This window comes from Sphingomonas sp. Tas61C01 (assembly GCF_052567495.1).
Window position 1 is genome coordinate 2,591,899 of the sequence record NZ_CP199583.1, and the last position, 23,292, is coordinate 2,615,190.

General features: G+C 67.9%; 26 protein-coding genes and 1 tRNA gene. 19 read left to right on the forward strand and 8 right to left on the reverse strand.

The window, feature by feature from the left end:
- Positions 1 to 61 precede the first annotated feature (61 nt).
- Positions 62 to 1,156: a histidinol-phosphate transaminase gene (gene hisC, locus ACT009_RS12145; RefSeq protein ID WP_445191335.1), complete on the forward strand. Its 1,095-nt coding sequence runs from the start codon at positions 62 to 64 to the stop codon at positions 1,154 to 1,156.
- Positions 1,156 to 2,061 (forward strand): prephenate/arogenate dehydrogenase family protein, encoded by a 906-nt coding sequence (locus tag ACT009_RS12150; protein WP_445191336.1) that lies wholly within the window; start codon positions 1,156 to 1,158, stop codon positions 2,059 to 2,061. The genes hisC and ACT009_RS12150 overlap by 1 nt, the downstream gene beginning before the upstream one ends.
- Before the next feature lie 147 nt (positions 2,062 to 2,208).
- On the opposite strand, the gene ACT009_RS12155 is transcribed toward ACT009_RS12150, so the two are convergent.
- The 4 genes from ACT009_RS12155 to ftsE are packed head-to-tail and all read right to left on the reverse strand — an operon-like array spanning position 2,209 to position 5,031.
- Positions 2,209 to 2,907, reverse strand: coding sequence for a lysophospholipid acyltransferase family protein (locus ACT009_RS12155; protein ID WP_445191337.1), 699 nt, complete (start codon positions 2,905 to 2,907; stop codon positions 2,209 to 2,211).
- The gene (locus ACT009_RS12160) at positions 2,904 to 3,440 is read right to left on the reverse strand and encodes a YdcF family protein (protein WP_445191338.1); all 537 of its coding nucleotides are present in this window, start codon (positions 3,438 to 3,440) and stop codon (positions 2,904 to 2,906) included. The genes ACT009_RS12155 and ACT009_RS12160 overlap by 4 nt, the downstream gene beginning before the upstream one ends.
- Positions 3,437 to 4,327, reverse strand: coding sequence for a cell division protein FtsX (locus tag ACT009_RS12165; protein ID WP_445191339.1), 891 nt, complete (start codon positions 4,325 to 4,327; stop codon positions 3,437 to 3,439). The genes ACT009_RS12160 and ACT009_RS12165 overlap by 4 nt, the downstream gene beginning before the upstream one ends.
- Positions 4,324 to 5,031, reverse strand: a complete 708-nt coding sequence (ftsE, locus tag ACT009_RS12170) for a cell division ATP-binding protein FtsE (protein ID WP_445191340.1) — start codon at positions 5,029 to 5,031, stop codon at positions 4,324 to 4,326. Before ftsE ends, ACT009_RS12165 begins: the two co-directional genes overlap by 4 nt.
- Before the next feature lie 152 nt (positions 5,032 to 5,183).
- Here ftsE and ACT009_RS12175 point away from each other — a divergent pair, with 152 nt between their 5' ends.
- The 5 genes from ACT009_RS12175 (at position 5,184) to ACT009_RS12195 (ending at position 8,109) form a co-directional block, all read left to right on the forward strand.
- Positions 5,184 to 5,948 (forward strand): MJ0042-type zinc finger domain-containing protein, encoded by a 765-nt coding sequence (locus ACT009_RS12175; protein ID WP_445191341.1) that lies wholly within the window; start codon positions 5,184 to 5,186, stop codon positions 5,946 to 5,948.
- A 79-nt stretch (positions 5,949 to 6,027) separates the two neighbouring features.
- Positions 6,028 to 6,114, forward strand: a tRNA-Leu gene (locus ACT009_RS12180).
- Between the two features lie 120 nt (positions 6,115 to 6,234).
- Positions 6,235 to 7,158, forward strand: coding sequence for a DNA/RNA non-specific endonuclease (locus ACT009_RS12185; RefSeq protein ID WP_445191342.1), 924 nt, complete (start codon positions 6,235 to 6,237; stop codon positions 7,156 to 7,158).
- Positions 7,148 to 7,567, forward strand: a complete 420-nt coding sequence (locus tag ACT009_RS12190; RefSeq protein ID WP_445191343.1) for a hypothetical protein — start codon at positions 7,148 to 7,150, stop codon at positions 7,565 to 7,567. Before ACT009_RS12185 ends, ACT009_RS12190 begins: the two co-directional genes overlap by 11 nt.
- Positions 7,568 to 7,710: 143 nt before the next feature.
- Positions 7,711 to 8,109 (forward strand): hypothetical protein, encoded by a 399-nt coding sequence (locus ACT009_RS12195; RefSeq protein WP_445191344.1) that lies wholly within the window; start codon positions 7,711 to 7,713, stop codon positions 8,107 to 8,109.
- A gap of 18 nt (positions 8,110 to 8,127) precedes the next feature.
- Here the strand turns inward: ACT009_RS12195 and ppc are convergent, their stop codons facing one another.
- Genes ppc through ACT009_RS12210 form a run of 3 tightly spaced genes read right to left on the reverse strand, consistent with a single transcriptional unit; the run spans position 8,128 to position 11,827 of the window.
- Positions 8,128 to 10,821, reverse strand: a complete 2,694-nt coding sequence (gene ppc, locus ACT009_RS12200) for a phosphoenolpyruvate carboxylase (RefSeq protein WP_445191345.1) — start codon at positions 10,819 to 10,821, stop codon at positions 8,128 to 8,130.
- A gap of 54 nt (positions 10,822 to 10,875) precedes the next feature.
- Complete coding sequence (locus ACT009_RS12205; protein ID WP_445191346.1) at positions 10,876 to 11,250, reverse strand: hypothetical protein; 375 nt, start codon at positions 11,248 to 11,250, stop codon at positions 10,876 to 10,878.
- Between the two features lie 10 nt (positions 11,251 to 11,260).
- The gene (locus ACT009_RS12210; RefSeq protein WP_375420483.1) at positions 11,261 to 11,827 is read right to left on the reverse strand and encodes an HNH endonuclease; all 567 of its coding nucleotides are present in this window, start codon (positions 11,825 to 11,827) and stop codon (positions 11,261 to 11,263) included.
- 71 nt (positions 11,828 to 11,898) lie between these two features.
- Here ACT009_RS12210 and gluQRS point away from each other — a divergent pair, with 71 nt between their 5' ends.
- From gluQRS to ACT009_RS12250, 8 genes are all read left to right on the forward strand, one after another.
- Positions 11,899 to 12,753: a tRNA glutamyl-Q(34) synthetase GluQRS gene (gene gluQRS, locus ACT009_RS12215; protein ID WP_445191347.1), complete on the forward strand. Its 855-nt coding sequence runs from the start codon at positions 11,899 to 11,901 to the stop codon at positions 12,751 to 12,753.
- A gap of 20 nt (positions 12,754 to 12,773) precedes the next feature.
- Complete coding sequence (locus ACT009_RS12220; RefSeq protein ID WP_445191348.1) at positions 12,774 to 13,007, forward strand: twin transmembrane helix small protein; 234 nt, start codon at positions 12,774 to 12,776, stop codon at positions 13,005 to 13,007.
- A gap of 1 nt (position 13,008) precedes the next feature.
- Entirely contained in the window at positions 13,009 to 13,572 is a 564-nt protein-coding gene (locus ACT009_RS12225; RefSeq protein WP_445194082.1) for a cob(I)yrinic acid a,c-diamide adenosyltransferase, read from the forward strand.
- Between the two features lie 66 nt (positions 13,573 to 13,638).
- The gene (egtB, locus tag ACT009_RS12230; protein ID WP_445191349.1) at positions 13,639 to 14,895 is read left to right on the forward strand and encodes an ergothioneine biosynthesis protein EgtB; all 1,257 of its coding nucleotides are present in this window, start codon (positions 13,639 to 13,641) and stop codon (positions 14,893 to 14,895) included.
- Positions 14,896 to 15,873: an L-histidine N(alpha)-methyltransferase gene (gene egtD / locus ACT009_RS12235; RefSeq protein WP_445191350.1), complete on the forward strand. Its 978-nt coding sequence runs from the start codon at positions 14,896 to 14,898 to the stop codon at positions 15,871 to 15,873.
- 71 nt (positions 15,874 to 15,944) lie between these two features.
- The gene (locus tag ACT009_RS12240; RefSeq protein WP_445191351.1) at positions 15,945 to 16,814 is read left to right on the forward strand and encodes a 3-hydroxyacyl-CoA dehydrogenase NAD-binding domain-containing protein; all 870 of its coding nucleotides are present in this window, start codon (positions 15,945 to 15,947) and stop codon (positions 16,812 to 16,814) included.
- An 11-nt stretch (positions 16,815 to 16,825) separates the two neighbouring features.
- Positions 16,826 to 16,975 (forward strand): hypothetical protein, encoded by a 150-nt coding sequence (locus tag ACT009_RS12245; RefSeq protein WP_445191352.1) that lies wholly within the window; start codon positions 16,826 to 16,828, stop codon positions 16,973 to 16,975.
- 363 nt (positions 16,976 to 17,338) lie between these two features.
- Positions 17,339 to 18,811: an esterase-like activity of phytase family protein gene (locus ACT009_RS12250; protein ID WP_445191353.1), complete on the forward strand. Its 1,473-nt coding sequence runs from the start codon at positions 17,339 to 17,341 to the stop codon at positions 18,809 to 18,811.
- Between the two features lie 213 nt (positions 18,812 to 19,024).
- On the opposite strand, the gene ACT009_RS12255 is transcribed toward ACT009_RS12250, so the two are convergent.
- Complete coding sequence (locus ACT009_RS12255) at positions 19,025 to 20,278, reverse strand: NupC/NupG family nucleoside CNT transporter (protein WP_445191354.1); 1,254 nt, start codon at positions 20,276 to 20,278, stop codon at positions 19,025 to 19,027.
- Positions 20,279 to 20,395: 117 nt separating this feature from the next.
- On the opposite strand from ACT009_RS12255, the gene ACT009_RS12260 reads away from it, so the two are divergent.
- The 4 genes from ACT009_RS12260 to ACT009_RS12275 all read left to right on the forward strand — a co-directional run bounded on the left by ACT009_RS12260 (position 20,396) and on the right by ACT009_RS12275 (position 23,289).
- On the forward strand, positions 20,396 to 21,049 hold the full coding sequence (locus ACT009_RS12260; protein WP_445191355.1) for a queuosine precursor transporter: 654 nt from the start codon (positions 20,396 to 20,398) through the stop codon (positions 21,047 to 21,049).
- 51 nt (positions 21,050 to 21,100) lie between these two features.
- A complete protein-coding gene (argB, locus tag ACT009_RS12265; RefSeq protein ID WP_445191356.1) occupies positions 21,101 to 22,000 on the forward strand; it encodes an acetylglutamate kinase in 900 nt (299 codons plus the stop codon).
- A 100-nt stretch (positions 22,001 to 22,100) separates the two neighbouring features.
- Positions 22,101 to 22,409 (forward strand): YggT family protein, encoded by a 309-nt coding sequence (locus ACT009_RS12270; RefSeq protein ID WP_445191357.1) that lies wholly within the window; start codon positions 22,101 to 22,103, stop codon positions 22,407 to 22,409.
- A gap of 7 nt (positions 22,410 to 22,416) precedes the next feature.
- A complete protein-coding gene (locus tag ACT009_RS12275; protein ID WP_445191358.1) occupies positions 22,417 to 23,289 on the forward strand; it encodes a bifunctional 5,10-methylenetetrahydrofolate dehydrogenase/5,10-methenyltetrahydrofolate cyclohydrolase in 873 nt (290 codons plus the stop codon).
- The last annotated feature ends 3 nt before the right edge of the window (positions 23,290 to 23,292 follow it).

Here is a 23,292-nt window from a genome sequence, read left to right on the forward strand (position 1 = left end):
GCCGGCCACGGGCGATCGCCCAGCTTGTCAACGCGCGCACGCGGGGCGTACACGCGCCGGCATGACCGCACCCGCTCCCAAGCCATGGATCATGGGCATCGCGCCCTACGTGCCCGGCCGCTCCACCAGCGAAGATGGCCGCAAGGTCGTCAAGCTGTCGTCGAACGAGAACCCGTTCGGCACCCCCGACGTCGCGCGTGCCGCCTATCGCGACGCCGCCACGCACCTGGAACGCTATCCCGATGCCGCCGCGGTCGACCTCCGTGCCGCACTCGCCGCGCATTATGGGGTCGAGGCGGACCGGCTGATCTACGGCACCGGATCCGACGAGGTGCTGCACCTCGCCGCGGGGACCTTCGCGGGCGCCGGCGACGAGATCATCCATGTCCGCTACGGCTTCGCGGTCTACGAGATCGCGACCCGCCGCGTCGGGGCGATCCCGGTCGTCGTCGCGGACCACGACTATGCGACCGATGTCGACGCGATCCTCGCGGCGGTCACCGAGCAGACGCGGGTGGTGTTCGTCGCCAACCCGAACAACCCGACCGGCACCTATTCGACCCGCGCCGAGATCGCGCGGCTGCATGCCGGGCTGCCGAGCTCGGTGCTGCTGGTGCTCGACCAGGCCTATACCGAATATCTCGAGGCCGAGGACGACGATGGCGCGCTGGAGCTCGCGCGTACCCAGCCCAACGTGCTGGTGACGCGGACCTTCTCCAAGATCTTCGGGCTGGCGTCGGAGCGGGTCGGCTGGGGCTATGCCTCGCCCGAGATCATCGGCGCGATGCACCGCATCCGGGCGCCGTTCGCGTTCAGCATCGGGGCGCAGGCGGCGGCGACCGCGGCGCTCGGCGATGCCGAGTTCGTCGAACGCAGCCGCAGCCACAATCGCGAATGGCGGGAATGGTTCAGCGCGCAGGTCGATGCGCTGCCCGGCCTGCGCGCGGTGCCGAGCAAGGCCAATTTCGTGCTCGTGCTGTTCGCAGGCGCGCTGACCGCAGAGGCCGCGTACAAGGCCTTGATGACCGCGGGCTACGCGACCCGCTGGCTGCCCGGGCAGGGGCTGCCGCACGGTCTGCGGATCACGATCGGCAGCGAGGCGGAGATGCGCGAGGTCGCCGACGTGCTCCGCACCGAGGTCGAGCGCGCCGGCTGATGCTGCCGTTCGCGCGTGTCACGATCATCGGCCTGGGCCTGATCGGCTCCTCCATCGCTCGCGCGGTGCGGGCAACGATGCCGACCGTCCGGATCACCGGCTACGACGCCGATCCCGCGGTGCGCGCGATCGCCGACCGGATCGATCTCGCCGACGACATCGCCGACAGCGCGGGTGCCGCGGTGATCGACGCCGATCTGGTCATGCTGTGCGTGCCGGTGGGGGCGATGGGCGTGGTCGCGGCAGAGTTCGCGGACGACCTGCCCGCCGACGCGATCATCAGCGATGTCGGCGGATCGAAGGGCAGCGTGCTCGTCGCCCTTCGCGCGGTGTTGCCGGACGCGACGATCGTGCCGGGCCACCCGGTCGCCGGGACCGAGAATAGCGGGCCCGAGGCCGGCTTCGCGACGCTGTTCCGCGGCCGCTGGTGCATCCTCACGCCCGAGGAAGCCACGCCCGAGGCGCCGGTGTTCCGGCTCCGCGCCTTCTGGGAGGCACTCGGCGCGCAGGTCGAGATCATGACCCCGCGTCATCACGATCTGGTGCTCGCGGTGACCAGCCACGTGCCGCATCTGATCGCCTATTCGATCGTCGGCACCGCCAGCGATCTCGAAGAGGTGACGCAGAGCGAGGTCATCAAATTTTCCGCGGGCGGTTTCCGCGATTTCACCCGGATCGCGGCGTCGGACCCGGTGATGTGGCGCGACGTCTTCCTCAACAATCGGGAAGCGGTGCTCGAGATCCTCCAGCGGCTGACCGAGGACGTGACGATGCTGCAACGCGCGATCCGCTGGGGCGACGGCGACCAGTTGTTCGACCTCTTCACCCGCACCCGCGCGATCCGCCGCTCGATCATCGAACAGGGCCAGGACGACGCCGCGCCCGATTTCGGGCGTACGCACTGAATAGGGAGGTCCTCGTAGTCCTACCCTGTAAGGGGAGGTGGCTGGCGTCAGCCAGACGGAGGGGTGAACCGCTATCCGGATGAGGTGTCACCCCTCCGTCAGGGCTACGCCCTGCCACCTCCTCTCGCCGGGGAGGATTTAGCGGCATCAACTCACCCGTGGCACATCCAGCGCGTTGATCGCGGCGTGGACCCGCGCGTCGATCTCCTCGCGCGACAGGCCGGGCGGGATCGCCTCGCCGAAGCGGAAGGTGATCGTGCCCGCATGCTTGGCGCCCTTCTTCGGCCAGACCAGGCCGCTGTCGATCGCGATCGGCACCGTCGCCATGCCGAGCGCCCGGTACAGCCCGGCGAAGCCCGATTTTAGCGGCGGCTGGTCGCCCGGCAGTACCCGCGTGCCCTCCGGGAAGATCAGCACCGATCGGCCCGTTTCCTTGGCGGCCTTGCCTTCGCGCATCATCTGGCGGAGCGCCTTCGCCGACGCGGCGCGATCGATCACCAGCGCGCCGTAGCGCCGCGCGGCGTAGCCCCAGGCGGGGATGTTCGCGAGTTCCTCCTTCAGCACCATCGCCGGGCCGTCGAGCATGCCTTGCAGCTCGAGCGCCTCGAACATCGACTGGTGCTTGGCGGCGTATAGCACCGGCCCGGTCGGCTGCGGCCCCTCCGTGCGGATGCGGATGCCGAGCAGCACCCGCGCGCACCAGCGGTGGAACGTCGTCCATACCGTGGCATGCAGGATCACCGCCTGCTGCCCGAACAGCGCGGAGATCGGCACGCTGACGACGATCGGCACCGATATCGTGTAGAACACGATCCGGAACAGCAGCGTCCGCAGCCAGGCGATCATGCCCCGATCCCCAACCATAGTGCGATCCGGCGCAGGATCAGCTTGTTGTATTCGTTGACCAGGGTACCCAGCCGCGGGCTGCTCGGCACGCCGTCGCCAAGGATCAGCACGCCCTTGCCGATTGCCGCCCCCAATTCCATCTTCGCCCGCGGCACGTGCCAGTCGGAGGTGACGAGCCGCACCGTGCGATACCGGCGCGCCCTCACCCAGGCGGCGGTCTCCTCGGCATTGGACCGCGTATCCACCGCCTCGCGACCGAGGTCGATGCAACAATCGAACAGTGCGCGCGAGGTGCGGTATTCGCGCGCCAGATCGGCGTCGCGGACGCCGGGGCCGACCCCGGTGACCAGCATCCGCTTCGCCTGGTGCCGTTCGAGCAACGCGATGCCGCGGTCGATGCGGCCGGCGCCGCCGGTCGGCACCACGATCGCGTCGGTGGTCGATCCCTCCAGCGCGCGCGGCAGGGTCAGCATGAACGCCGCGAAGCCCAGGCACCAGAGAATCAGCGTCACGCCGAACAGCCGGACGATCATAGCGTCCGCCGAAGCGCGCCGAGCACGCTATACCGCGCCGCGAGGATCGCGAGCAGGACGAACGCGATCGGCAGCAGCCCGAGCAGCAGCCATTCGCCGACACCCAGCGACACCCCGCCGATCAGTTCGGACCCGAGCCCCGCCAGCCGCGCGCCGATCGCGGCGACCACCAGGATCGCGGCCAGCCCGCCGACCACGCCGCCGATCGCCGCATCGATCGCGATCCGGCGTTGAAACAGCCGCGCGACCTGGACGTCGGTCGATCCCAGCATGTGCATCACCTCGATCGTCGCGCGGTGCGTCTCCAGCCCGGCGCGCGCCGCCAGCACCACCACCGCGGCGGTCGCCGCCATCATCAGCACGACGATCCCGCCGGCCAGCAGCGTCAGCGACGTCATGAAGCGGCTGACCGGCGACATCCAGCTTTCGTGACGATCGACCCGCGCCGATCGGCTGACCCGCGTCGCGGTCGCCGCGACGCGCGCGACCGCGGCGTCGCTGCCGTCCGCGAGATCGACGTCGATCATCGCCGGCACCGGCAGTTCGGGATCGGCTCCGTCGGCGCCGAGCCACGGGCGCAGCAGCCGGGTCAGCTCGACCCGGTCGACCAGGGCGACCCGCGCGACCCCCGGCAGCGCGCGCAGCATCGTCGCGATCCGCGCCGCATCCGCATCGCGGCGGAGCGGATCACCCTCGACCAGCTGCACCGTCAGCCGCCCCTCGAGCTGGCGCTCGAGCAGCCGCGCGCCGCTCGCGGTGCCGAGGCCGAGCGCGGCGGCGAGCACGGTCAGGAACAGCATGATCGCCATCACCCAGGTCATCGCGCGCAGCCCGCCAGCCTCGTCGAGCACGCGCGCATTGGCGCGATCGGTGGCGCGCGCGATCATGCCCGGTTCCGGTCCGGCGGATAGCGCAGCGCGCCGGTCGGATCGAGCAGCCGCCCCTTGTCCAGCCGCATCATCTGCGCGCCGGGAATCCGCCCGAGCAGCTGGAAGTCGTGCGTCGCGACCACCACCGTGGTGCCGAGCTTGTTCAGCGAATCGAATAGATGGAGCAGCCGGTCGGCCATTTCCGGATCGACGTTGCCGGTCGGCTCGTCCGCCACCAGCATCTCCGGCCGGGTGATCACCGCGCGTGCGATCGCGACGCGCTGCTGTTCGCCGCCCGACAGCGTCGCTGGCCGCGCATCGGCGCGCTCGGCGAGACCGACCCAGGCGAGCATCTCGCGCACCGGCTGGCGGATGTCGGCATCGGGCATCCCGGCGACGCGCAGCGGCAGCGCGATATTGTCGGCAGCGGAGAGATGCGGGACCAGCCGGAAATCCTGGAACACCACGCCGATCCGGCGGCGGAACCCCGGCAGCCGGGTGCGCGGCATCATCACCGCATCCTCGCCGAACAGCCGGATCACGCCGCGCGACGGGCGCTGCGCGAGGTACAGCAGCTTCAGCAGCGACGTCTTGCCCGCGCCGCTCGCGCCCGTGAGGAAATAGAAGGCGCCGCCCCCCAGGGTGAAGCTGACGTCGGACAGCGTCTCCTGGCCGGAACCGTAGCGCAGCCCAACATTCTCGAACTGCACGATGTTCGCCATGCGCGTGGCCGAAGCCGCTCTCTTTCATCCAAGCCCGACGGGAGCCCCTGCCGAGCTTTGCCACGAAAGCGCGATATGCTTCAAGCTTGCCAGCGGCTCGGCCGGCGTGCTTAGATTCACGTCCCGGTCGGCCCTATCCGCAAAGCGTTCGCATGATACTCGAATGTCCCGAATGCAGCACCCGCTACCTGGTCCCGGACAGCGCGATCGGGATCGAGGGACGGACGGTGCGCTGCGCGAGCTGCCGGCATAGCTGGTTCCAGGCGCCTACCGATCCGGTGGTGGCACCGCCGCCCGCGCCGCCCGCGCCGCCCGCGCCCGCCGCCCCGCCGAGCGTTGCAGCGCCGCCGGCCGATGTCGAGCCGATCGCCGTGCCTGTGCCGGTCGCCGCCGCGCCGTTGCCGCCGCTCCCCGAATCCTATGTCGAGCCCGCGGCCGACTATGGTGAGTTCGACGCGTTCGCGCACCGGCCGCCGTTTCGCCCGCGCAAGAACGCCGCGCGCCGCTGGACGGTGATCGCGGTGGTCGCGGGGCTGCTGATGCTGGCCGCGATCGGGGCGATCCTGTGGCTCGGCGCACCCGGGCTGGGCGCGCGGCTGGGGCTGCCGATCGGCGCCGCCGAGTCGCCGCTGCGGCTCCACGACAATCCGATCGAGCGACGCGAGCTGGAGAACGGGTCCGAGCTGTTCGCGGTAAGCGGGCAGGTCACCAATCCGTCGCGCGATCGCCAGCGTGTGCCCGATATCCGCGCCGAGCTCCGCGACGCGCAGGGGCGGCTGGTATTCAGCTGGACGATCACCCCGCAGCGCCGCTCGCTCGCGCCCGGCGCCTCGATCGACTTCAACTCCGCCAAGCTCGACGTCCCCGCAAATTCCAAGCGGCTCGAACTCAGCTTCGCCGGCGAGACCGCACGCTAAAGCCGTTGCAGCATCGCAAAGGCTTTGCTAGGGGCCGCTGCCTACCAGCCGCCGGTTCGCCCGGCCGGTTGTTTCACGTGCGGCCGTGGCGGAATTGGTAGACGCGCAACGTTGAGGTCGTTGTGGGCGAAAGCCCGTGGAAGTTCGAGTCTTCTCGGCCGCACCACTTTTCTTGATCAAGCTTGAGAGTGAACACGAACGTTGGGCAGACCCGGCGTGTCATTCGCTTTGACTTGTTGGAATTCGTTCTTCAAATGTTCTCGCCGCACGAGAATTGGGGAGCGGCATGATCCAAATTTCCGACGACCAGCGACGGCGAGCCTTCACGTTCTGGCTACGGACCGGCCGGGTTCCGAACGTCAACGATCCCGATGGGATCGAGTTGAAGTTCAACCCTTGGCACGATCCCGATGATGGTCGTTTCACCTTTGCGGGGGCCGGACGCAAGTCCGGCCAGGGCAGCTTAGATGCATCGGAGCGCGGGACCGCCGGAGCGGCACAGCTGCCCAGGCGCCAGCCCGATCCGTCGCGACCTCATGGAAGCTCTCGGGGGCCGGTCGGGACAAGTTCGCCGCCATCATCTCGGTCGCCCAAGGGCGGGTGGGGAGGAGGAGGATTCACCGGCGGTGGTGGCGGAAGCGGCGGCGGAGGGGGCGCGACATCGACCGAACCGTGGCCCGTCAAGTCAGGTACTTCACGCGGTTCGACCGGTTCAGGAACGACTGACAAAGGGGCAAATAGAACCGGAGCCGCGCGGACTGTGGCGACGACCGAGCAATTCCGGACAGAAACCCGCAACGGCTACACCTATGAAATCGACGGAGGCGGACGAACCCGGCGCGTCTCTGGAAGCCTTGCTAGTGCCGGCAAGCAAGTGCGCTCCCGCGTGTCACAGCGACAAGCGGGTGGACCCGATCGTCGTTCAACGGACGACGGTGGCCATTATATCGCCGTGCGTTTCAACGGACCTACAGAGTCATTCAACCACTTTGCTCAGGATGCGAACTTCAATCGCGGAGGCTATCGTGTTCTCGAGAATGACTGGGGTAGGGCTACGCGAGCAGGTCAGAAGGTAACGGTCAAAATCGTTCCGGTTTATGAGCGTAGCTCTACTCGACCTGCTGCGATCAATGTCTGGTTTACGATTGACGGACGCTTGGGAAGCCAACAGTTTCGAAACGAGCCGAAGGGAAAGCATCGTGGCAAATGATGATACGAACCGCCTACTCATCGAGATCGGCCAACTGCTCGCCGAAGACACAGAATACCCACTCAACGGCACGTTGCTCTATGCACGGGTAGATGCCGGCTTGGTTGCCCCCTCTATATTCAAGGAACGCGAAAAGGATATCGTGTTCCGCTGGGTGGACTTGGATCGCTTGTGCCCCGTCCTGCTTGATCTATGGGAGAGCGAGGACGGGGTCGAGCAATGGGCGGAAATCCAGTACGTCGTTCGCAACGAAAAATTCGAAGTCGAGTACACCTATGTAGAGCAGATCGATCCGGAGGAAGAGCACATGGTGCGACGCGATCGCATCGTCCATCGTCACTTCGGCGATAAGCCGATCACTTACCCTGACTTTCCCGACGATGAAGATATCGCATTGTATGATCTCTAGTGCTGTCCGGCTCTGGCGTTGATCCCGCTCCGTTAACGCTTTCGTATCGACCGTAAACGGCAGCCGAAGCTATGTTACCATTATACCACCGGTTAGCAATCTTGCTGTGGTAGCTTGATCTTTACACGTCCGGAGAAAGGCCAATGAACGCGTATCGGAGCTCATATTACAATCCTGAGCCGTATATCCCAGCGTCGTTAAGCGAGATCTATGATCTACTGGCATCGCTGATTGGTGGTGCGCCGACCTTTATCGATGACACCGGGACGTTCTCGGATAGGAACATCGATACCCGATTTCACCAACTGACCGAAGGCTTCGCCAAAGTCCGCAACAAAGTCGGCGAAGAGCAATACGGCCGGCTGATCGAGCTCGCGGCACAAGCGAAGGCGTTGTTCGCCGACGATCCCGAGGACCAGAACGGGAAGACGGACCAAGGCATCGCCTTGATCTACGCGATCGAGGACATCATCCAGGCGGCGAGGAAGCGTCGCGTGAAGGCGAAGGAGAAGGATGAGGATGGCGACGTCAGCGGCGATTGACCGACGCGCGCCGACGCCTCACCCCGAATTGCGCAACGCGGTCGCCACTCCGTTGATCGACAGCAGGATACCCTCGCCGATCCGTGGGTCGGTCTCGCCGGCGCGGTGGCGTTTCATCAGTTCGATCTGGAGCAGGTTGAGCGGTTCGATATAGGGCAGGCGGAGTCGGATCGAGGCGTCGAGCGCGGGGTGCTTTTCCAATAGCCGCGACTGGCGGGTGATCGTCAGCAACCCGTCGCGGGTGCGGTGCCAGCCGTCGTGGATGCGGCCGAAGATGTGGTCGCGGAGCGCCCCGTCCTCGACCAGGCGAGCATAGCGCGCGGCGATGTCGATGTCGGACTTGGCGAGCACCATTTCCATGTTGGCGAGCGCGGAGGCGAACAACGGCCAGCCTTCCGCCATCTCGGTCAGCAGCCCCTTGTCGGGGAAGGCGTCGATCGCCTGACCGACGCCGTACCAGCCGGGCAGCATGACCCGCGCCTGCGCCCAGCTGAACACCCAGGGGATCGCGCGCAGATCCTCGATCGCGTCGGATTGCTTGCGGCTGGCGGGGCGGCTGCCGATCTTCAGCCCCGCGATCTCCGCGATCGGAGTCATCTGGCGGAAGAAGGTGCGGAAACCGTCGGTGCCGTAGACGAGGCCGCGATAAGCGGCGAACGCCTCGTCCGACAGCGCGTCCATCGCGGTCGCGAACTGCGTGTTCTCGGCGTTCGAGAGGCGTTCGGGTTCGAGCGTCGCCAGCAAGGTGGCGGCGGCGATCGCGTCGAGGTTGGTCATCGCGCTTTCGCGGGTACCGTATTTGGCGGCGATCACCTCGCCCTGTTCGGTGATCCGAATGCGGCCCTGAACGGTGCCCGCGGGTTGGGCGCGTATCGCGGCAAACGCGGAGCCGCCGCCACGGCCGACCGCGCCGCCGCGGCCGTGGAACAGCTGCATGCCGACCCCGGCCGACTCGAACACCGGCTTCAGCGCGGTCGATGCCTTCGACAATTGCCAGGTCGACGTCAGGTAGCCGCCGTCCTTGTTGCTGTCCGAATAGCCGATCATCACCTCCTGATGACCGCGTGCGGTGGCGATCGCGGCGATCTCCGGCAGCGCGAACCAGTCGGTCATGATCGCGGGTGCGGCCTCGAGATCGCCGATCGTCTCGAACAGCGGCACCGCCATGATCGCGGCGGTCGCCGGCTGGCCGGGTCGGTAGAGCCCGACCTCCTTCAGCAGCAGGTTGATCTCCAGCAGGTCGGACACCGACTGCGCCATCGACACGATATAGTTGGTGATGCTTGCCGGCCCATACGTGGCGTGGGCATCGGCGGCAGCGGCGACGATCGCGAGTTCGGAGGCGGTCTCGTCCGAATAGGTCGAGAAGCGGCTGGCGAGCGGCCGCGCATTGGCCAATTCGCGGCGGAGCAGGACGACCCGCGCGGCCTCGTCGAGCGCCAGATAGTCGGCCTCGACCCCGCTGACCTTCAGCAGTTCCGCGACGACCCGCTCGTGGACCGCGCTGTTCTGGCGCAGGTCGAGCGTGGCGAGGTGGAAGCCGAACGTCTCCACCGCACGGATCAGCCGGCCGAGCGCGCCGCCGCTCCGCAGCGCGCTGCCCGCCGACAGCGCATGGGCGAGCGCGACCAGATCGGCGCGGAACGCCTGCGGATCGGCATAGCGGTCGCCGTGCAGCGGGCCGGGGCGCGGCGCCGGGCGCCCGGTCAGCGCCTGATGGGTTGCGGCAAGGCGGGCGTAGATTCCCGAGAGGGCGCGGCGATAGGGCTCGTCGCGGCGGCTCTGCGCGGTGTCGCCGCTGGCGTCGGCGAGCGCCTCGACCGCCGCATCGACCGCGACATGCTCGGTCGAGATCGACAGCTCGGCGCCGAGGGTGTGGACCGCATCCATATAATAGACCAGCACCGCCTCGCTCGACTTGGCGAGCGCGGTGCGCAGCGAATCCGCGGTGACGAACGGGTTGCCGTCGCGGTCCCCGCCGATCCAGCTGCCGGGGCGAAGGAAGCTCGGCACCCGCGCGCCGAACGCGCGGTCCCAGCGCTGGTAGAGCGCGGGCAGCGCCGGCAGGAAGACGTCGCGCAGGTAGCTGAGCGCGGTCTCGACCTCGTCGGTGACGTAGAGCCGCTCGCGGCGCAGCACCCGGGTCTGCCACAGCAGCGCGACCTGGCGCAGGATCGCATCGTCGATGCGGTCGCCTTCGGGTGTTTCCTCGCGGCCGAGATCCTTCAGCGCCATCAACTGCGCGATCCGGTTGCGGTGATCGATCATGCTTTTGCGGCGCACTTCGGTCGGGTGCGCGGTGAGCACGGGTGCGACCAGCGCATGCGCCAGCAGATCGGCGATCGCGTCGTGATCGAGCCCCTCGTCGGCAAGCGTCTTCAGCGCGGAGGCGAAGTCGGCGCCGTTCTCGGCGGCGATGCCCTGGCGATCCTCGGCGAGGTTGGCGAGCATCGAGAACAGCATGAAGCCGCGGACGAAATCGAGCGTCTCGTCGAGTCCCAGCTTCTCCAGCCCGAGATCGACCGCGGCGACGCCGTGATCCTCCGCGGCCTCGTCGTCGGCCTTGCCGCGGTGGCGGTCGACAGAGGCCTTGCGGATAGCCTCGGTCGCCTCGAACAGCGCGTCGCCGCCATAGGCGCGGATCACCTCGCCGAGCTTGGCGCCGAGAAAGCGGACATCCGCGTTGTTTTCGATCCGGGGGAGGGTAGCCATCGCACTATGCTGCGCTGCGGCACGCGTGCGGTCAACCATCCTCGGTTCGGCGCCTTACTTCACGCCGGCGGAACGGCGCTCCTCGGAGGTCACGGTGCCGTCGTGGTTGAGGTCCATCCGGTCGAACCGAGCGAGCATGCCTTCGCTGAACTCGATCGCGCTGATCTTGCCGTCGCCGTTGCGATCGAGCGCAAGCAGGCGGCGCGGGTTGCGGCGCGGGAGTTCGTCGCGCGAGATGAAATCGTCGGCATTGCGATCGAGCGCGCGGAACCGCCGATCCATCGCGCTACCGTAATCGAGCCGCGAGGTCACCGACGGCGGCACGAAGCTCGCCGCGTTGGCGTCCGCGCTCGCGCGCTTTTCCTCGCCGCGTTCACCGCAGGCGCCAAGCGCGATGGCCATCGTCGCGGTTCCGATCATACGCCGCATAGCTGCTCCGTCAGGCTTCGAGTTCGACGTCCCAATAGAGCCAGTCGTGCCAGGTGTCGTGGAGATAGTTGGGCGGGAAACGCTTGCCATGTTCCTGGAGATGCCAGTTGGTCGGCCGGATCGGTTCGAGATGCAGCGGCATGCTCGCCTGTTTGGGGGTGCGCCCGCCCTTGCGCAGGTTGCACGGCGCGCAGGCGGTGACGACATTCTCCCAAGTGGTGCGCCCGCCTTGCGCGCGCGGCACGACATGGTCGAAGGTCAGGTCGCGCGGCTGGCCGCAATACTGGCAGGCGAACCGATCGCGCAGGAACAGGTTGAAGCGGGTGAAGGCGGGAAATTGCGAAGGCCGGACATATTGCTTGAGCGCGATCACCGACGGCAGCTTCATCGCGACGGTCGCGCTGCGGACCTCGCGTTCGTAATGCGCGACGATGTCGACCCGGTCGAGGAACACCGCCTTGATCGCGGTCTGCCACGGCCAGACGCTCAGCGGGTAATAGGACAAGGGCGTATAATCGGCGTTCAGGACGAGCGCAGGGCAGCCATCGGGATGGCGGATCAGATCGGGATGAAACACGGCTCCTCCCACTCGGCTTGCCGCCCGCGGCTTTCGCCCACCGGCATGACATCGTCATGACAGCACAGGCGATGATTCCGGGTCAAGTGCGCGTCGTCACCAGATTCGCGCCGAGCCCTACCGGGCGGCTGCATCTGGGGCATGCGATGTCGGCGGTGCTGGCGCATGATCTGGCGCGAAGGCAGGGTGGCAGGTTCCTCGTGCGGATCGAGGATATCGACCCGACGCGCTGCCGCGAGGAGCATGTCGCGACGATCCTGGCCGACCTCGACTGGCTCGGGCTGGCGTGGGACGGCGCGGTGGTCCGGCAATCGTCGCGGCTGGCGCTCTACGCCGCGGCGCTCGATCGGCTGAAGGCGCAGGGGCTGGTCTATCCGTGTTTCTGCACGCGTGCGGAGATCGCCGCGAGCGCGTCGGCGCCGCACGGCAACGAAGGACCGGTCTATCCGGGCACCTGCCGCGCACTGTCCGATCCGGACCTCGCGCGCCCGCATTGCTGGCGGCTCGACATGGCGCGCGCGGTGGCGATCGCGGGGCTGCTGTCCTGGACCGACCACGGGATCGCGATCGCGGCCGATCCGGCGATGCACGGCGATGTCGTGCTCGCGCGGAAGGACGCGCCGTCGAGCTACCATCTGGCGGTGACGGTCGACGATGCCGGCCAAGGGGTGACCGATATCGTGCGCGGAACGGACCTGTTCGCCGCAACGCATGTCCACCGGCTGCTGCAGGCGCTGCTCGGGCTGCCGACGCCGCGCTATCATCATCACCCGCTGCTGACCGACGGACGCGGCGAGCGGCTCGCCAAGCGGACCGGCGCGCCGACGCTGGCGACGATGCGCGCGGCGGGCGAAGACGGCAGGGCGCTCGCCGCGGCGCTGGCGCGGGGCGAGCACCGCCCAAAGACGGCATTGCGGGCTCCCTGAACCGCCCCTATCTTCGTCGCATGCAGACTTTCCTCGTTCTCCTCCTGATCGCGGCGATGATCGCGACCGTAGTCGCTCTCGTCCGCGGGATCGTCGCGTTCCTCCAGCATTCGACCGCGCAGGTTAAGAGCGGGGAGACCGGCCCGAGCGAGGCGTCGGTGCGATCGAACAAGATGATGCAGCAGCGCATCTTCTTCCAGGCGATCGCGGTGCTGATCGTGGTCGTCATGCTGTTCGCGGCCGGGCGGACCTGAACTGGTCCGGCTCAACCGGATCTACACGCGAACCGGCGACGACGGCACCACGGGGCTGGTCGACGGGTCGCGCGTGTCGAAGGCCGATGCGCTGATGGCGGCGATCGGCGACGTCGACGAGGCGAACAGCGCGATCGGCGTGGCCATCGCCGCGCTGGCGGGGGCGGAGCCCGCGACCGCGCTGACCCGCATCCAGAACGATCTGTTCGATCTCGGCGCCGATCTCGCCACGCCGGGCGACGACTTCGCGCCCTCGGACATGGTGTTGCGGGTGGTGCCGGCGCAGGTCGCGCGGCTGGAAGGCGAGATCGACGCGCTGACCGCGACGATGCCCCCGCTCACCAGCTTCATCCTGCCGGGCGGCAGCGGTGGCGCCGCCGCGCTGCATCTCGCCCGGGCGATCGTCCGCCGCGCCGAACGATCCGCGGTGGCGGTCGACACGCCGCTGAACCCGCAGGCCATGTCGTATTTGAACCGTTTGTCAGATTACTTGTTCGTCGCCGCTCGCGCAGTGAACCAGGTGGGGGTCGGCGACGTTCTATGGGCGCCAGGCGCGACGCGCTGAGGCCATGCCGCGATCCTGCGCCTCATAGGGGCTAGCGATCGCAGTCCGGCCGGCGAGGAGAAGACGATGCCGCTGCCTGTCACTCACGCTCGTCCGCTGCCGCTCGCCGCGCGCTTTTCGGACGTCCGCGCGCTGTCGCTCGCGCTCGCCGCGCCGCTGTCGGACGCGGATGCGACCGCGCAGTCGATGGCCGATGCGTCGCCCGCCAAATGGCATCTGGCGCATACCAGCTGGTTCTTCGAAACTTTCGTGCTGCGCGATCACGTGCCCGGCTATGCGCTGCACGACGCGCGCTTCCCGTTCCTGTTCAACAGCTATTACGAGGCGGAAGGGCGCCGTCACGCACGCGACCGCCGCGGAATGGTGACCCGGCCGACGCTGGACGAGGTGCGGGCGTATCGCGCGCATGTCGATGCCGCGTTGATGGCGGCATTGCCCGATCTGCCTGACGCGGCGTGTGCGCTGATCGAACTGGGCTGCCATCACGAGGAGCAGCATCAGGAACTGCTCGTCACCGATATCCTGCATCTGTTCGGCGAGAACCCGCTCGAACCCGCCTTGTGGCCGGCGGCGCGCAAGGTGCCGGTGGCGATGCCCGGCGCGCCCGGCTGGATCGAGCATGCCGGCGGGATCGTGGAGATCGGCCATGACGGCGACGGGTTCGCGTTCGACTGCGAGGGGCCACGCCACCCCGCGTTGCTGACCCCCCATGCGATCGCGGACCGCACCGTGACCAACGGCGAATGGGCCGCGTTCATCGACGACGGCGGCTATGCCGAGCCGCGGCATTGGCTGGCGGACGGCTGGGCCTGGGTAAAGGCCGACGGCATCGCCGCGCCGCTCTATTGGGAACGCCAGGACGGCGGCTGGACTCGATTCGGGCTCGACGGACGCCGCGCGATCGATCCCGCTGCGCCGGTGACCCATGTCAGCTTCTACGAGGCGGACGCCTATGCCAGCTGGGCCGGTGCGCGCCTGCCGACCGAATTCGAATGGGAGGCCGCGGCCGCTGCGTACGATCCGCGGGCGGGCAACCAGATGGACGCCGCGGGCGCGGTCGAGCCGCGCCCCGCCGGCTCCGCGCCGGCCTTTTTCGGCGATGTCTGGGAATGGACCGGCAGCGCCTATCGCCCCTATCCCGGCTTCCGCGCGGTCGAGGGCGCGGTCGGCGAATACAACGGCAAGTTCATGAGCGGACAGTTCGTCCTGCGTGGCGGCAGTTGTGCGACGCCCCGGGGACACGCGCGCGCGAGCTACCGCAACTTCTTCTATCCCCATCAGCGCTGGCAGTTCACCGGCGTGCGCCTCGCCAAGGATCTCTAGATGCTCAAGCCCGAAGTCGAGGACGGCGAGCAGCGCCTCGCCGATCCGCAGTTCCGCGCCGATGTCCTCGACGGGCTCGCTGCCAAGCCGCGGGCGATCCCCGCGCGCTGGTTCTACGACCTGCGCGGATCCGAGCTGTTCGAGGAGATCACCGATCTGCCGGAATATTACCCCACCCGTACCGAGCGCGCGATCCTCGAGGTCGCGTGCCCGGCGGTCGCGGAGATCGCGGGGCGGGGCCGGGCGGTGGTCGAGTTCGGATCGGGATCGTCGACCAAGACGCCGATCCTCCTGCGTGCGGTCGCGCCCGACGCCTATGTGCCGATCGACATCTCGGGGGCGTTCCTGCGCGAATCGTCGCGGCTGCTGTCGGATCAGTTTCCCGAACTGCTGATCCTACCGTTCGAGGCCGATTTCATGCGGCCGATGACGCTGCCGCGCGCGATCGCCGCGGTGCCCAAGCTCGGCTTCTTTCCCGGTTCGACGATCGGCAACATGATCCCACTGATGGCGGTCGATCTGCTGCGCGCGATGCGCACCTCGCTCGGGGTCGGCGCGATGCTGCTGGTCGGGATGGACCGGATCAAGGATCCCGCGGTGCTGGAGCGCGCCTATGACGACCCCGCCGGGGTGACCGCGGCGTTCAACCTCAACCTGCTGGAGCGGATCAACCGCGAGCTGGCGGGCACGATCCCGGTGGAGGCGTTCCGCCACCGCGCGATCTGGAACGACGACCGTGCGCGGATCGAGATGCATCTGGAAGCGACCCGCGACGTCGCGTTCGACGTCGACGGCCGCGATTTCGCGATGGCGGCGGGGGAGACGATCCATACCGAGAACAGCCACAAATATGGGGGCCGCGATGCGCGGATCCTGTTGCGGTCGGGCGGATGGACGCCGATTGCGGAATGGACCGATCCCGATGGGCTGTTCGCGGTCTATCTGGCCGAGGCGCAGGCGGTCCGCGCCGCTCCCTGACCCGCGGGTAATCCTCGACGAACCCCGGTCGGGCGCGATATGCGCGCGGCGACAATGACAGGACAATCGTGATGCAGGTGATCGGCGTGATCGGGGCGGGGCAGATGGGCGCGGGGATCGCCCAGGTGTCGGCACAGGCGGGCTACCGCGTGCTGCTCGCCGACGTGTCGCTCGTCCAGGCCGAGGCGGGACGCGCCGGGATCGCCAAGGCGCTCGACCGGCTCGTCGCCAAGGAAAAGATCGACGCAGGCGCGCGCGATGCCGCGATCGGCGCGATCGAGCCGGTCGACAGCGTCGCGGCAATGGGCGACTGCGCGCTGGTGATCGAGGCGGCGACCGAGCGCGAGGCGATCAAGCGCCAGATCTTCGCGGACGTCGGCAAGGTGCTCGGCAGCGACGCGGTGCTCGCGTCGAACACCTCGTCGATCCCGATCACGCGGCTGGCGCAGGCGGCGCCTGACCCGGCGCGCTTCGTCGGGGTGCATTTCTTCAACCCGGTGCCGGTGATGGGGCTGATCGAGCTGATCCGCGGCCTCGCGACCTCGGACGAGACGGTGGCGCGGGTCGAAGCGTACGCACAGGCGCTCGGCAAGCGCGTGGTCCGCGCCAACGACGCGCCGGGCTTCATCGTCAACCGCGTGCTGATGCCGATGCTGAACGAAGCGTGCTTCGCGCTGGGTGAAGGCGTGGCGACGATCCCCGACATCGATGCCGCGTGCCAGCTGGGGCTCAACCACCCGATGGGTCCGCTGACGCTCGCCGACTTCATCGGTCTCGACACCTGCCTCGAGATTACCCGCGTGCTGTTCGAAGGCACCGGTGATCCCAAGTTCCGCCCGGCGCCGCTGCTCGTCAAATATGTCGAAGCCGGCTGGTACGGCCGCAAGACCAAGCGCGGCTTCTACGATTATACAGGCGAAACGCCGGTCCCCACCCGCTGACGAGGCGCGCGATGAGCATCGACGACACCATCATCGACACCCCCGACGGCCCGATGACCTATGCCGCGTGGAAGAAGAAGCACCCGGTGCAACTCCCCTCGCGCCGGACCAAGGGCAAGAAGCTGCCCAACAAGGTGAAGATGACCACCGACGAGAAGTGACCGGGGGTGGAGTGAGCATGGGCGCGGACTTCCCGCTTTCTTCCGTTCGTCTCGAGTAGGGATCGAGTAGCCGCGCAGCGGCGTATCGAGAGCCTGTATCGAGAGAGGTGGCGCGCGAGACCTATGTCTCGATACGCGCTCTCGACACGCCCTTCGGGCTGCTCGATCGCTACTCGACACGAACGGGAGGGATGCCCCAACGCACAAAGACCTTCGCGCCCTCCGCGCCCTCCCCGTCTCCGCGCGAACTCCATCTTCTTCCTGCCAAATTCGACCAAGTGTCTCGGATCTGTCTTCCCGGCGTCACGAGCGTGTCACCCCAGCACGGTTAACGCCGAGGCAATCAAAGGGGAGATCGATATCATGCGCCTGCCACTCATCGCCTTGCTCGCATCCGCCGCGCTGGTCGCGCCCGCGTCCGCCGCCACGCTGGTGTCGCAGCTGACCGTCGCCAACGGCACCGATCTGTCGGGCCTCGCCGGGGTGGGGCAGAACCGGCTCGGCGGCTTCGGTTCCGATCTCGTCTACAACGCGGTCGACGGGCTGTTCTACGGCATGAGCGATCGCGGCCCGGGCGGCGGCGTGCTGTCCTATGCACCGCGCATCCAGGCATTCTCGCTCGCGATCGATTCGGCGACCGGGGCGCTCGGCAGCTTCACCCTCGAAAAGACGCTCGTGTTCACCCGCGCCGACGGCAGCACCTATAACGGGCTCAACCCGCAGCTGCTCAACGGGTCGAAGGCGACGCTCGGCGGGTCGCTCGATCCCGAAGGGCTGGCGCTGCTGCCCAACGGCCATTTCCTGGTTTCGGACGAATATGGCCCGTCGATCAACGAATTCGACGCCGGAGGTGCGCTGGTCCGCACCTTCGCCACCCCTGCCAACCTGGTCCCCAAGACCAGCGGCGGCACCACCAACTATGTCGACGGTCGCCCGACGATCACCAGCGGCCGGCAGGACAATCGCGGGTTCGAGGGGCTGACGCTCAGCCCCGACGGCAAGACCGCCTATGCGGTGTTGCAGGACCCGCTGGTCAACGAGGGCCGCGCCAACAACGGTAATGCCGACGGCCGCTTTAGCCGCAACGTCCGCATCGTCGCCTATGACGTCGCAACCGGTGAATCGACCGGCCAGTATATCTACCAGCTCGAGGCGCTCGCAGACATCAACGACCGCGTGACCGGCGACTTCGACGCGAATTCGCAGGGGCGCTCGATCGGGGTGTCGGCGATCCAGGCGCTCGGCAACGGCAAGTTCCTGGTGCTGGAGCGCGACAATCGCGGGCTGAGCGTCGACGGCACCGTGTCGACCGAGGTGTCGTCGAAGCGGATCTACCAGATCGACTTGACCGGCGCGACCGACGTCGCCGCGATCAGCCTGGCCGGCCGCAACGACCTGCCGGCCGGCGTAAAGGCCGCGACCAAGACGACGACGCCCTATATCGACATCGCCGCGGCGATGCGTGCGATGGGCTATCAGATCCCCGAAAAGATCGAAGGCTTCACCTTCGGCCCGCGTCTCGCCGACGGCGGGATCACGCTGATCGTCGCCACCGACAACGACTTTTCGGTGACCCAGAACGGCGACGGCACCCAGTTCGACGTGTGCGTCGATGCGGGCAACACCGCACGGGTCCAGGTCGGGCTCGGCGCCGGCTGCCCGACCGGCTATGCGCTGATCCCCAATACCCTGCTGAGCTTCCGGCTGAGCGCGGCGGAATATGGCCAGCTGATCGGCGCGGTGCCGGAGCCGACCACCTGGGGGATGATGGTCGTCGGCTTCGGCGCGACGGGCGCTGCGCTGCGACGGCGGCGTCGCCGGGCGGCGGTGGCCTGACGTCGTTATGCTCCCGCGAAGGCGGGAGCTCTGCGAAACTCACTTCGTCATCCCGGACTGGTTCCGGGATCCACTGTTCCACACGGGCATCAGCCGTTGATTTTGCGGGACGGTGGACCCCGGAACGAGTCCGAGGTGACGAAAGGATTTAGCGAAGTAGGCGACGTTCGCAGAGGTCTCGCGAAGGCGGGAGCACAACGACCATAGACCGATCTAACCGATCAGCAGCCCCGCCAGTGCCGCCGACATCAGGTTCGCCAGGCTCCCCGCCGCCAGTGCGCGGAGGCCGAGCTTGGCGATCATCGGGCGCTGGTTGGGGGCGAGGCTGCCGGTCACCGCCATCTGGATCGCGATCGACGAGAAGTTGGCGAAGCCGCACAGCGCGAAGGTGATCACCGCGACGGTGCGCGGGCTCAATCCCTGCTGCTTGCCGAGATCGATATAGGCGACGAATTCGTTGAGCACGATCTTTTCGCCGAACAGGCCGCCCGCGATCCCGGCCTCGTTCCACGGCACGTTTAGCAGGAACATGATCGGCTGGAAGACATGGCCGAGCAGCCCCTGGAAGCTCAGGCCCGGCATGCCGAACCAGTTGCCGATCCCGCCGAGCAGGCCGTTGGCGAGCGCCACCAGCGCGACGAAGGCGAGCACCATCGCTCCCACCGCCACCGCGAGCCGGACCCCGGTCTGCGCGCCTTGCGCGGCGGCCATGATGACGTTGGCGGGCTTTTCCTCGTCGTGGCTCGCCTGCGCGATCGCGACCAGCGGGTCGCCGGGGGCGTCGCCGAGCGCAAGTTCGCCGTCGGGGATCGCGCGACGATCGGGCATGATGATCTTGGCCATCAGGATCCCGCCCGGCGCCGCCATGAAGCTGGCGGCGAGCAGATATTCGATCCGGATCCCCATCGACGCATAGGCCGCCAGGATCGTCCCCGCGACCCCGGCCATGCCGCTGGTCATCACCGTGAACAGCTGCGGCGGGGTCAACCCGGCGAGATAGGGACGGATCACCAGCGGCGATTCGCTCTGCCCGACGAAGATGTTGGCGGCGGCGCACAGCGACTCCACCTTGGACACCCCGATCACGCGCTCGATCGCGCCGCCGAGCCAGCGGACCACCAGCTGCATGATGCCGAGGTGGTAGAGAATCGATACCAGCGCCGCGAAGAAGATGATCACCGGCAGCGCCTGGATCGCGAAATTCTTGCCGAGCGGATTGGCGGCGAGCTCGCCGAACAGGAAGCTGGTGCCGGCATTGGCGTAGCCGAGCAGGTTGGCGACCCCGCCCGACATGAATTCCAGCACCTGCTTGCCGGCGGGGACGTAGAGCACCAGCACCGCGATCCCCGCCTGCAGCGCGAACGCGGCGCCGACCACGCGCGGCCGGATCGCGCGCCGATCGGTCGACAAGGCGATCGCCACCGCGAGAATGACGAGGATCCCGGCCAGGCCGACGAAACGTTCCATGTATCTGCTTCCCCTTGCCCGCGAGCTTCGCAGGATTCGCGAGCGGTGCGCAAGCGCCGTGTCGGTCGCCGCTAGCGGCGATTGACGCCTGCGGCAAAGGCTCTAGCGTCGCCGCGGATGACCCAGTCCGTACCCGCGCTGCCGCGTTCGCTGTTCGTATTCTCGGTTCTCTACGGCGGGATGGTGTGCATCGCCGGGGTGCTCGGCGTGAAGCAGGTCGCACTCGGCCCGCTCGCGGTGGAGGCCGGGATCTTCGGCTTCCTGCTGCTGGTGGTGCTGTCGAGCGCGATCGCGGAGCTGCACGGTCAGGCGGTCGCGACCTCGCTGGTGCGGCTTGGATTCATTCCCCTGCTGGTGTCGGCGGCGCTGATCCAGCTGGTGCTGGCGCTGCCGCACGACCCGGGAATGTACCCGCCCGCGATCGACGCCTTCCCGATCGTGGTGGGGCAGAGCGCGCGGATGATGATCGCGGGGCTGATCAGCTACGGCATTTCGCAGACGCTCAACGTTCTGATCTTCGCGCGCCTCGCCAAGGGGACGGTGACCGGCGGCGGGCGGCTGCTGTGGCTGCGCGGCATGATCGCCAGCGTGGTCAGCCAGGTAATCGACACGCTGCTGTTCATCAGCATCTCGTTCCTCGGCGAACGCGAGATACTCGGGCTGATGGCGGGGCAGATGCTGACCAAGGTGGTATTGTCGATCGTCCTGGTGCCGTTCCTGATCACCGCGTTCGTGGCGCTCGGCCGGCGGCTCGATCGCGCGCCCGCCTGACGCGCGCGCCGCCCCTACCCGGCGCCGACCGGGGACGCTAAAGGCGCGGGCATGACCGATTATACCCCCAACGCGGCGCTGCTCGCCAAGGCCGAGACGCTGACTGAGGCGCTGCCGTATCTGCAACGCTATGCCGGTGCGACCTTCGTGGTGAAATATGGCGGGCACGCGATGGGCGATCCCGAACTCGCGCGCGATTTCGCCGAGGACGTGGTGCTGCTGAAGGCGGTCGGGATCAACCCGGTGGTGGTGCATGGCGGCGGGCCGCAGATCGGCGCGATGCTGAAGCGGCTGGGGGTTGAATCGCGCTTCGTCGACGGGCTGCGGGTGACGACCAAGGAAACCGCGGACATCGCCGAGATGGTCCTGGCGGGATCGATCAACAAGGAGATCGTCGCCTGGATCGGCCAGGCCGGCGGCCGCGCCGTCGGCATCTCGGGCAAGGACGCCAATTTCGTGCAGGCGGAAAAGGTCGGCCGGTCGACCCCCGACAAGCTTCAGGGGATCGAGCGCCACGTCGATCTGGGCTTCGTCGGCGAACCCGTCGCGGTCGATCGCCGGATCATCGATTCGCTGTCGCGCGAGGGGATCATCCCGGTCGTCGCGCCGATCGCGATCGGCGCCGACGGCCACACCTACAACATCAACGCCGACACCATGGCCGGCGCGATCGCCGCCGCGCTGGGGGCGTCGCGCTTCTTCCTGCTGACCGACGTCGCCGGCGTGCTCGACAAGCACGGCACGCTGCTGACCGCGCTGGACCCCGCCAGGATCGCGGCGCTGCAGGCCGACGGCACGATCTCGGGCGGAATGATCCCCAAGGTCCAGACCTGCGTCGCCGCGGTGCAGGCCGGGGTCGACGCCGCGGTGATCCTCGACGGCCGCGTGCCGCACGCGATGCTGCTCGAGATCTTCACCTCGGCGGGCGCGGGCACGCTGGTGCATGCTTAGTCGGGAGCACGATGGACAGTGCGTCCTATAAGAAACCTAGGCGGAGCACCCACGCTCGGCTAGACGGACCCGATCCCGACACTCGCAAAGGCTCCCCCGCGTGATCGCGCTGACCATCATCCAGATCCTACAGGTACTGCTCGACGTGGTGTGGTGGATCATCTTCGGCCAGTTCGTGCTGTCGCTGTTGATGGTGTTCAACGTCATCAACATGTCGAACCAGTTCGTCCGTTCGCTCTATTCCGGGCTCGAGCGGCTGACCGAGCCGATGTACCGTCCGCTCCGCCGGGTGCTGCCGAACATGGGCGGGATCGATTTCTCGCCGATGGTGGTGCTGATCCTGATCTCGATCTTCGACATCATCCTGCGCAACCTCGCGATCAGCATCCTCACCGGCGGCGCGGCATAGCGCTCGGATGACCGCGACGATCATCGACGGCAAGGCGCACGCCGCCGCGCTCCGGGCCCGCGTGGGCACCGGTGTGGAAGCGTTCGTCGCTGCCACCGGGCGCAAGCCAGGCCTTGCGGTGGTGCTGGTCGGCGAGGATGCGGCGTCCGCGGTCTATGTCCGCAACAAGGGCAAGGCGACCGTCGCGGCGGGGATGGCGAGTATCGAGCATCGCCTGTCCGCGGACGTCGATCAGGATACGCTGCTGGCGTTGGTCGACCGGCTCAACGCCGATCCCGCGATCGACGGCATCCTCGTCCAGCTGCCGCTGCCGACGCAGATCGACGAACGCGCGGTGATCACGCGGATCGATCCCGACAAGGACGTCGACGGTTTCCACCCGGTGAATGCCGGGCGGCTTGCGATCGGCATCGACGGCTTCGTACCGTGCACCCCGCTCGGCTGCGTGATGCTGCTGAAGGCGGTCTGCGGATCGCTGTCGGGCGCGGAGGCGGTGGTGATCGGGCGGTCGAACATCGTCGGCAAGCCGATGGCGCAGTTGCTGCTGCGCGAAAGCTGCACGGTGACGACGGTGCATAGCCGTACCCGCGACGTCGCTGTGCATGTCCGCGCGGCGGATATCGTCGTCGCCGCGGTCGGCATCCCGGGCTTCGTCCGTGCCGACTGGATCAAGCCCGGCGCGACCGTGATCGACGTCGGCATCAATCGCACTGTGGCGGGGCTGGTCGGCGACGTCGACTATGCGGGGGCGGTCGAGGTCTCGGGCGCGATCACCCCGGTGCCCGGCGGGGTCGGGCCGATGACGATCGCCTGCCTGATCCGCAACACCTATGTCTCGGCCTGCCGGCGCGAAGGCGTCGCGATCGATCCGGCGATCTGAGGG

Excerpts from the sequence above, each read along its gene's own strand:
- hisC (WP_445191335.1), top strand. The coding sequence starts at position 62 with ATGACCGCACCCGCTCCCAAGCCATGGATCATGGGCATCGCGCCCTAC.
- ACT009_RS12150 (WP_445191336.1), top strand. The coding sequence starts at position 1,156 with ATGCTGCCGTTCGCGCGTGTCACGATCATCGGCCTGGGCCTGATCGGC.
- ACT009_RS12155 (WP_445191337.1), bottom strand. The coding sequence starts at position 2,907 with ATGATCGCCTGGCTGCGGACGCTGCTGTTCCGGATCGTGTTCTACACG.
- ACT009_RS12160 (WP_445191338.1), bottom strand. The coding sequence starts at position 3,440 with ATGATCGTCCGGCTGTTCGGCGTGACGCTGATTCTCTGGTGCCTGGGC.
- ACT009_RS12165 (WP_445191339.1), bottom strand. The coding sequence starts at position 4,327 with ATGATCGCGCGCGCCACCGATCGCGCCAATGCGCGCGTGCTCGACGAG.
- ftsE (WP_445191340.1), bottom strand. The coding sequence starts at position 5,031 with ATGGCGAACATCGTGCAGTTCGAGAATGTTGGGCTGCGCTACGGTTCC.
- ACT009_RS12175 (WP_445191341.1), top strand. The coding sequence starts at position 5,184 with ATGATACTCGAATGTCCCGAATGCAGCACCCGCTACCTGGTCCCGGAC.
- ACT009_RS12185 (WP_445191342.1), top strand. The coding sequence starts at position 6,235 with ATGATCCAAATTTCCGACGACCAGCGACGGCGAGCCTTCACGTTCTGG.
- ACT009_RS12195 (WP_445191344.1), top strand. The coding sequence starts at position 7,711 with ATGAACGCGTATCGGAGCTCATATTACAATCCTGAGCCGTATATCCCA.
- ppc (WP_445191345.1), bottom strand. The coding sequence starts at position 10,821 with ATGGCTACCCTCCCCCGGATCGAAAACAACGCGGATGTCCGCTTTCTC.
- ACT009_RS12205 (WP_445191346.1), bottom strand. The coding sequence starts at position 11,250 with ATGCGGCGTATGATCGGAACCGCGACGATGGCCATCGCGCTTGGCGCC.
- gluQRS (WP_445191347.1), top strand. The coding sequence starts at position 11,899 with ATGATTCCGGGTCAAGTGCGCGTCGTCACCAGATTCGCGCCGAGCCCT.
- ACT009_RS12220 (WP_445191348.1), top strand. The coding sequence starts at position 12,774 with ATGCAGACTTTCCTCGTTCTCCTCCTGATCGCGGCGATGATCGCGACC.
- egtB (WP_445191349.1), top strand. The coding sequence starts at position 13,639 with ATGCCGCTGCCTGTCACTCACGCTCGTCCGCTGCCGCTCGCCGCGCGC.
- egtD (WP_445191350.1), top strand. The coding sequence starts at position 14,896 with ATGCTCAAGCCCGAAGTCGAGGACGGCGAGCAGCGCCTCGCCGATCCG.
- ACT009_RS12240 (WP_445191351.1), top strand. The coding sequence starts at position 15,945 with ATGCAGGTGATCGGCGTGATCGGGGCGGGGCAGATGGGCGCGGGGATC.
- ACT009_RS12245 (WP_445191352.1), top strand. The coding sequence starts at position 16,826 with ATGAGCATCGACGACACCATCATCGACACCCCCGACGGCCCGATGACC.
- ACT009_RS12250 (WP_445191353.1), top strand. The coding sequence starts at position 17,339 with ATGCGCCTGCCACTCATCGCCTTGCTCGCATCCGCCGCGCTGGTCGCG.
- ACT009_RS12255 (WP_445191354.1), bottom strand. The coding sequence starts at position 20,278 with ATGGAACGTTTCGTCGGCCTGGCCGGGATCCTCGTCATTCTCGCGGTG.
- ACT009_RS12260 (WP_445191355.1), top strand. The coding sequence starts at position 20,396 with ATGACCCAGTCCGTACCCGCGCTGCCGCGTTCGCTGTTCGTATTCTCG.
- argB (WP_445191356.1), top strand. The coding sequence starts at position 21,101 with ATGACCGATTATACCCCCAACGCGGCGCTGCTCGCCAAGGCCGAGACG.
- ACT009_RS12275 (WP_445191358.1), top strand. The coding sequence starts at position 22,417 with ATGACCGCGACGATCATCGACGGCAAGGCGCACGCCGCCGCGCTCCGG.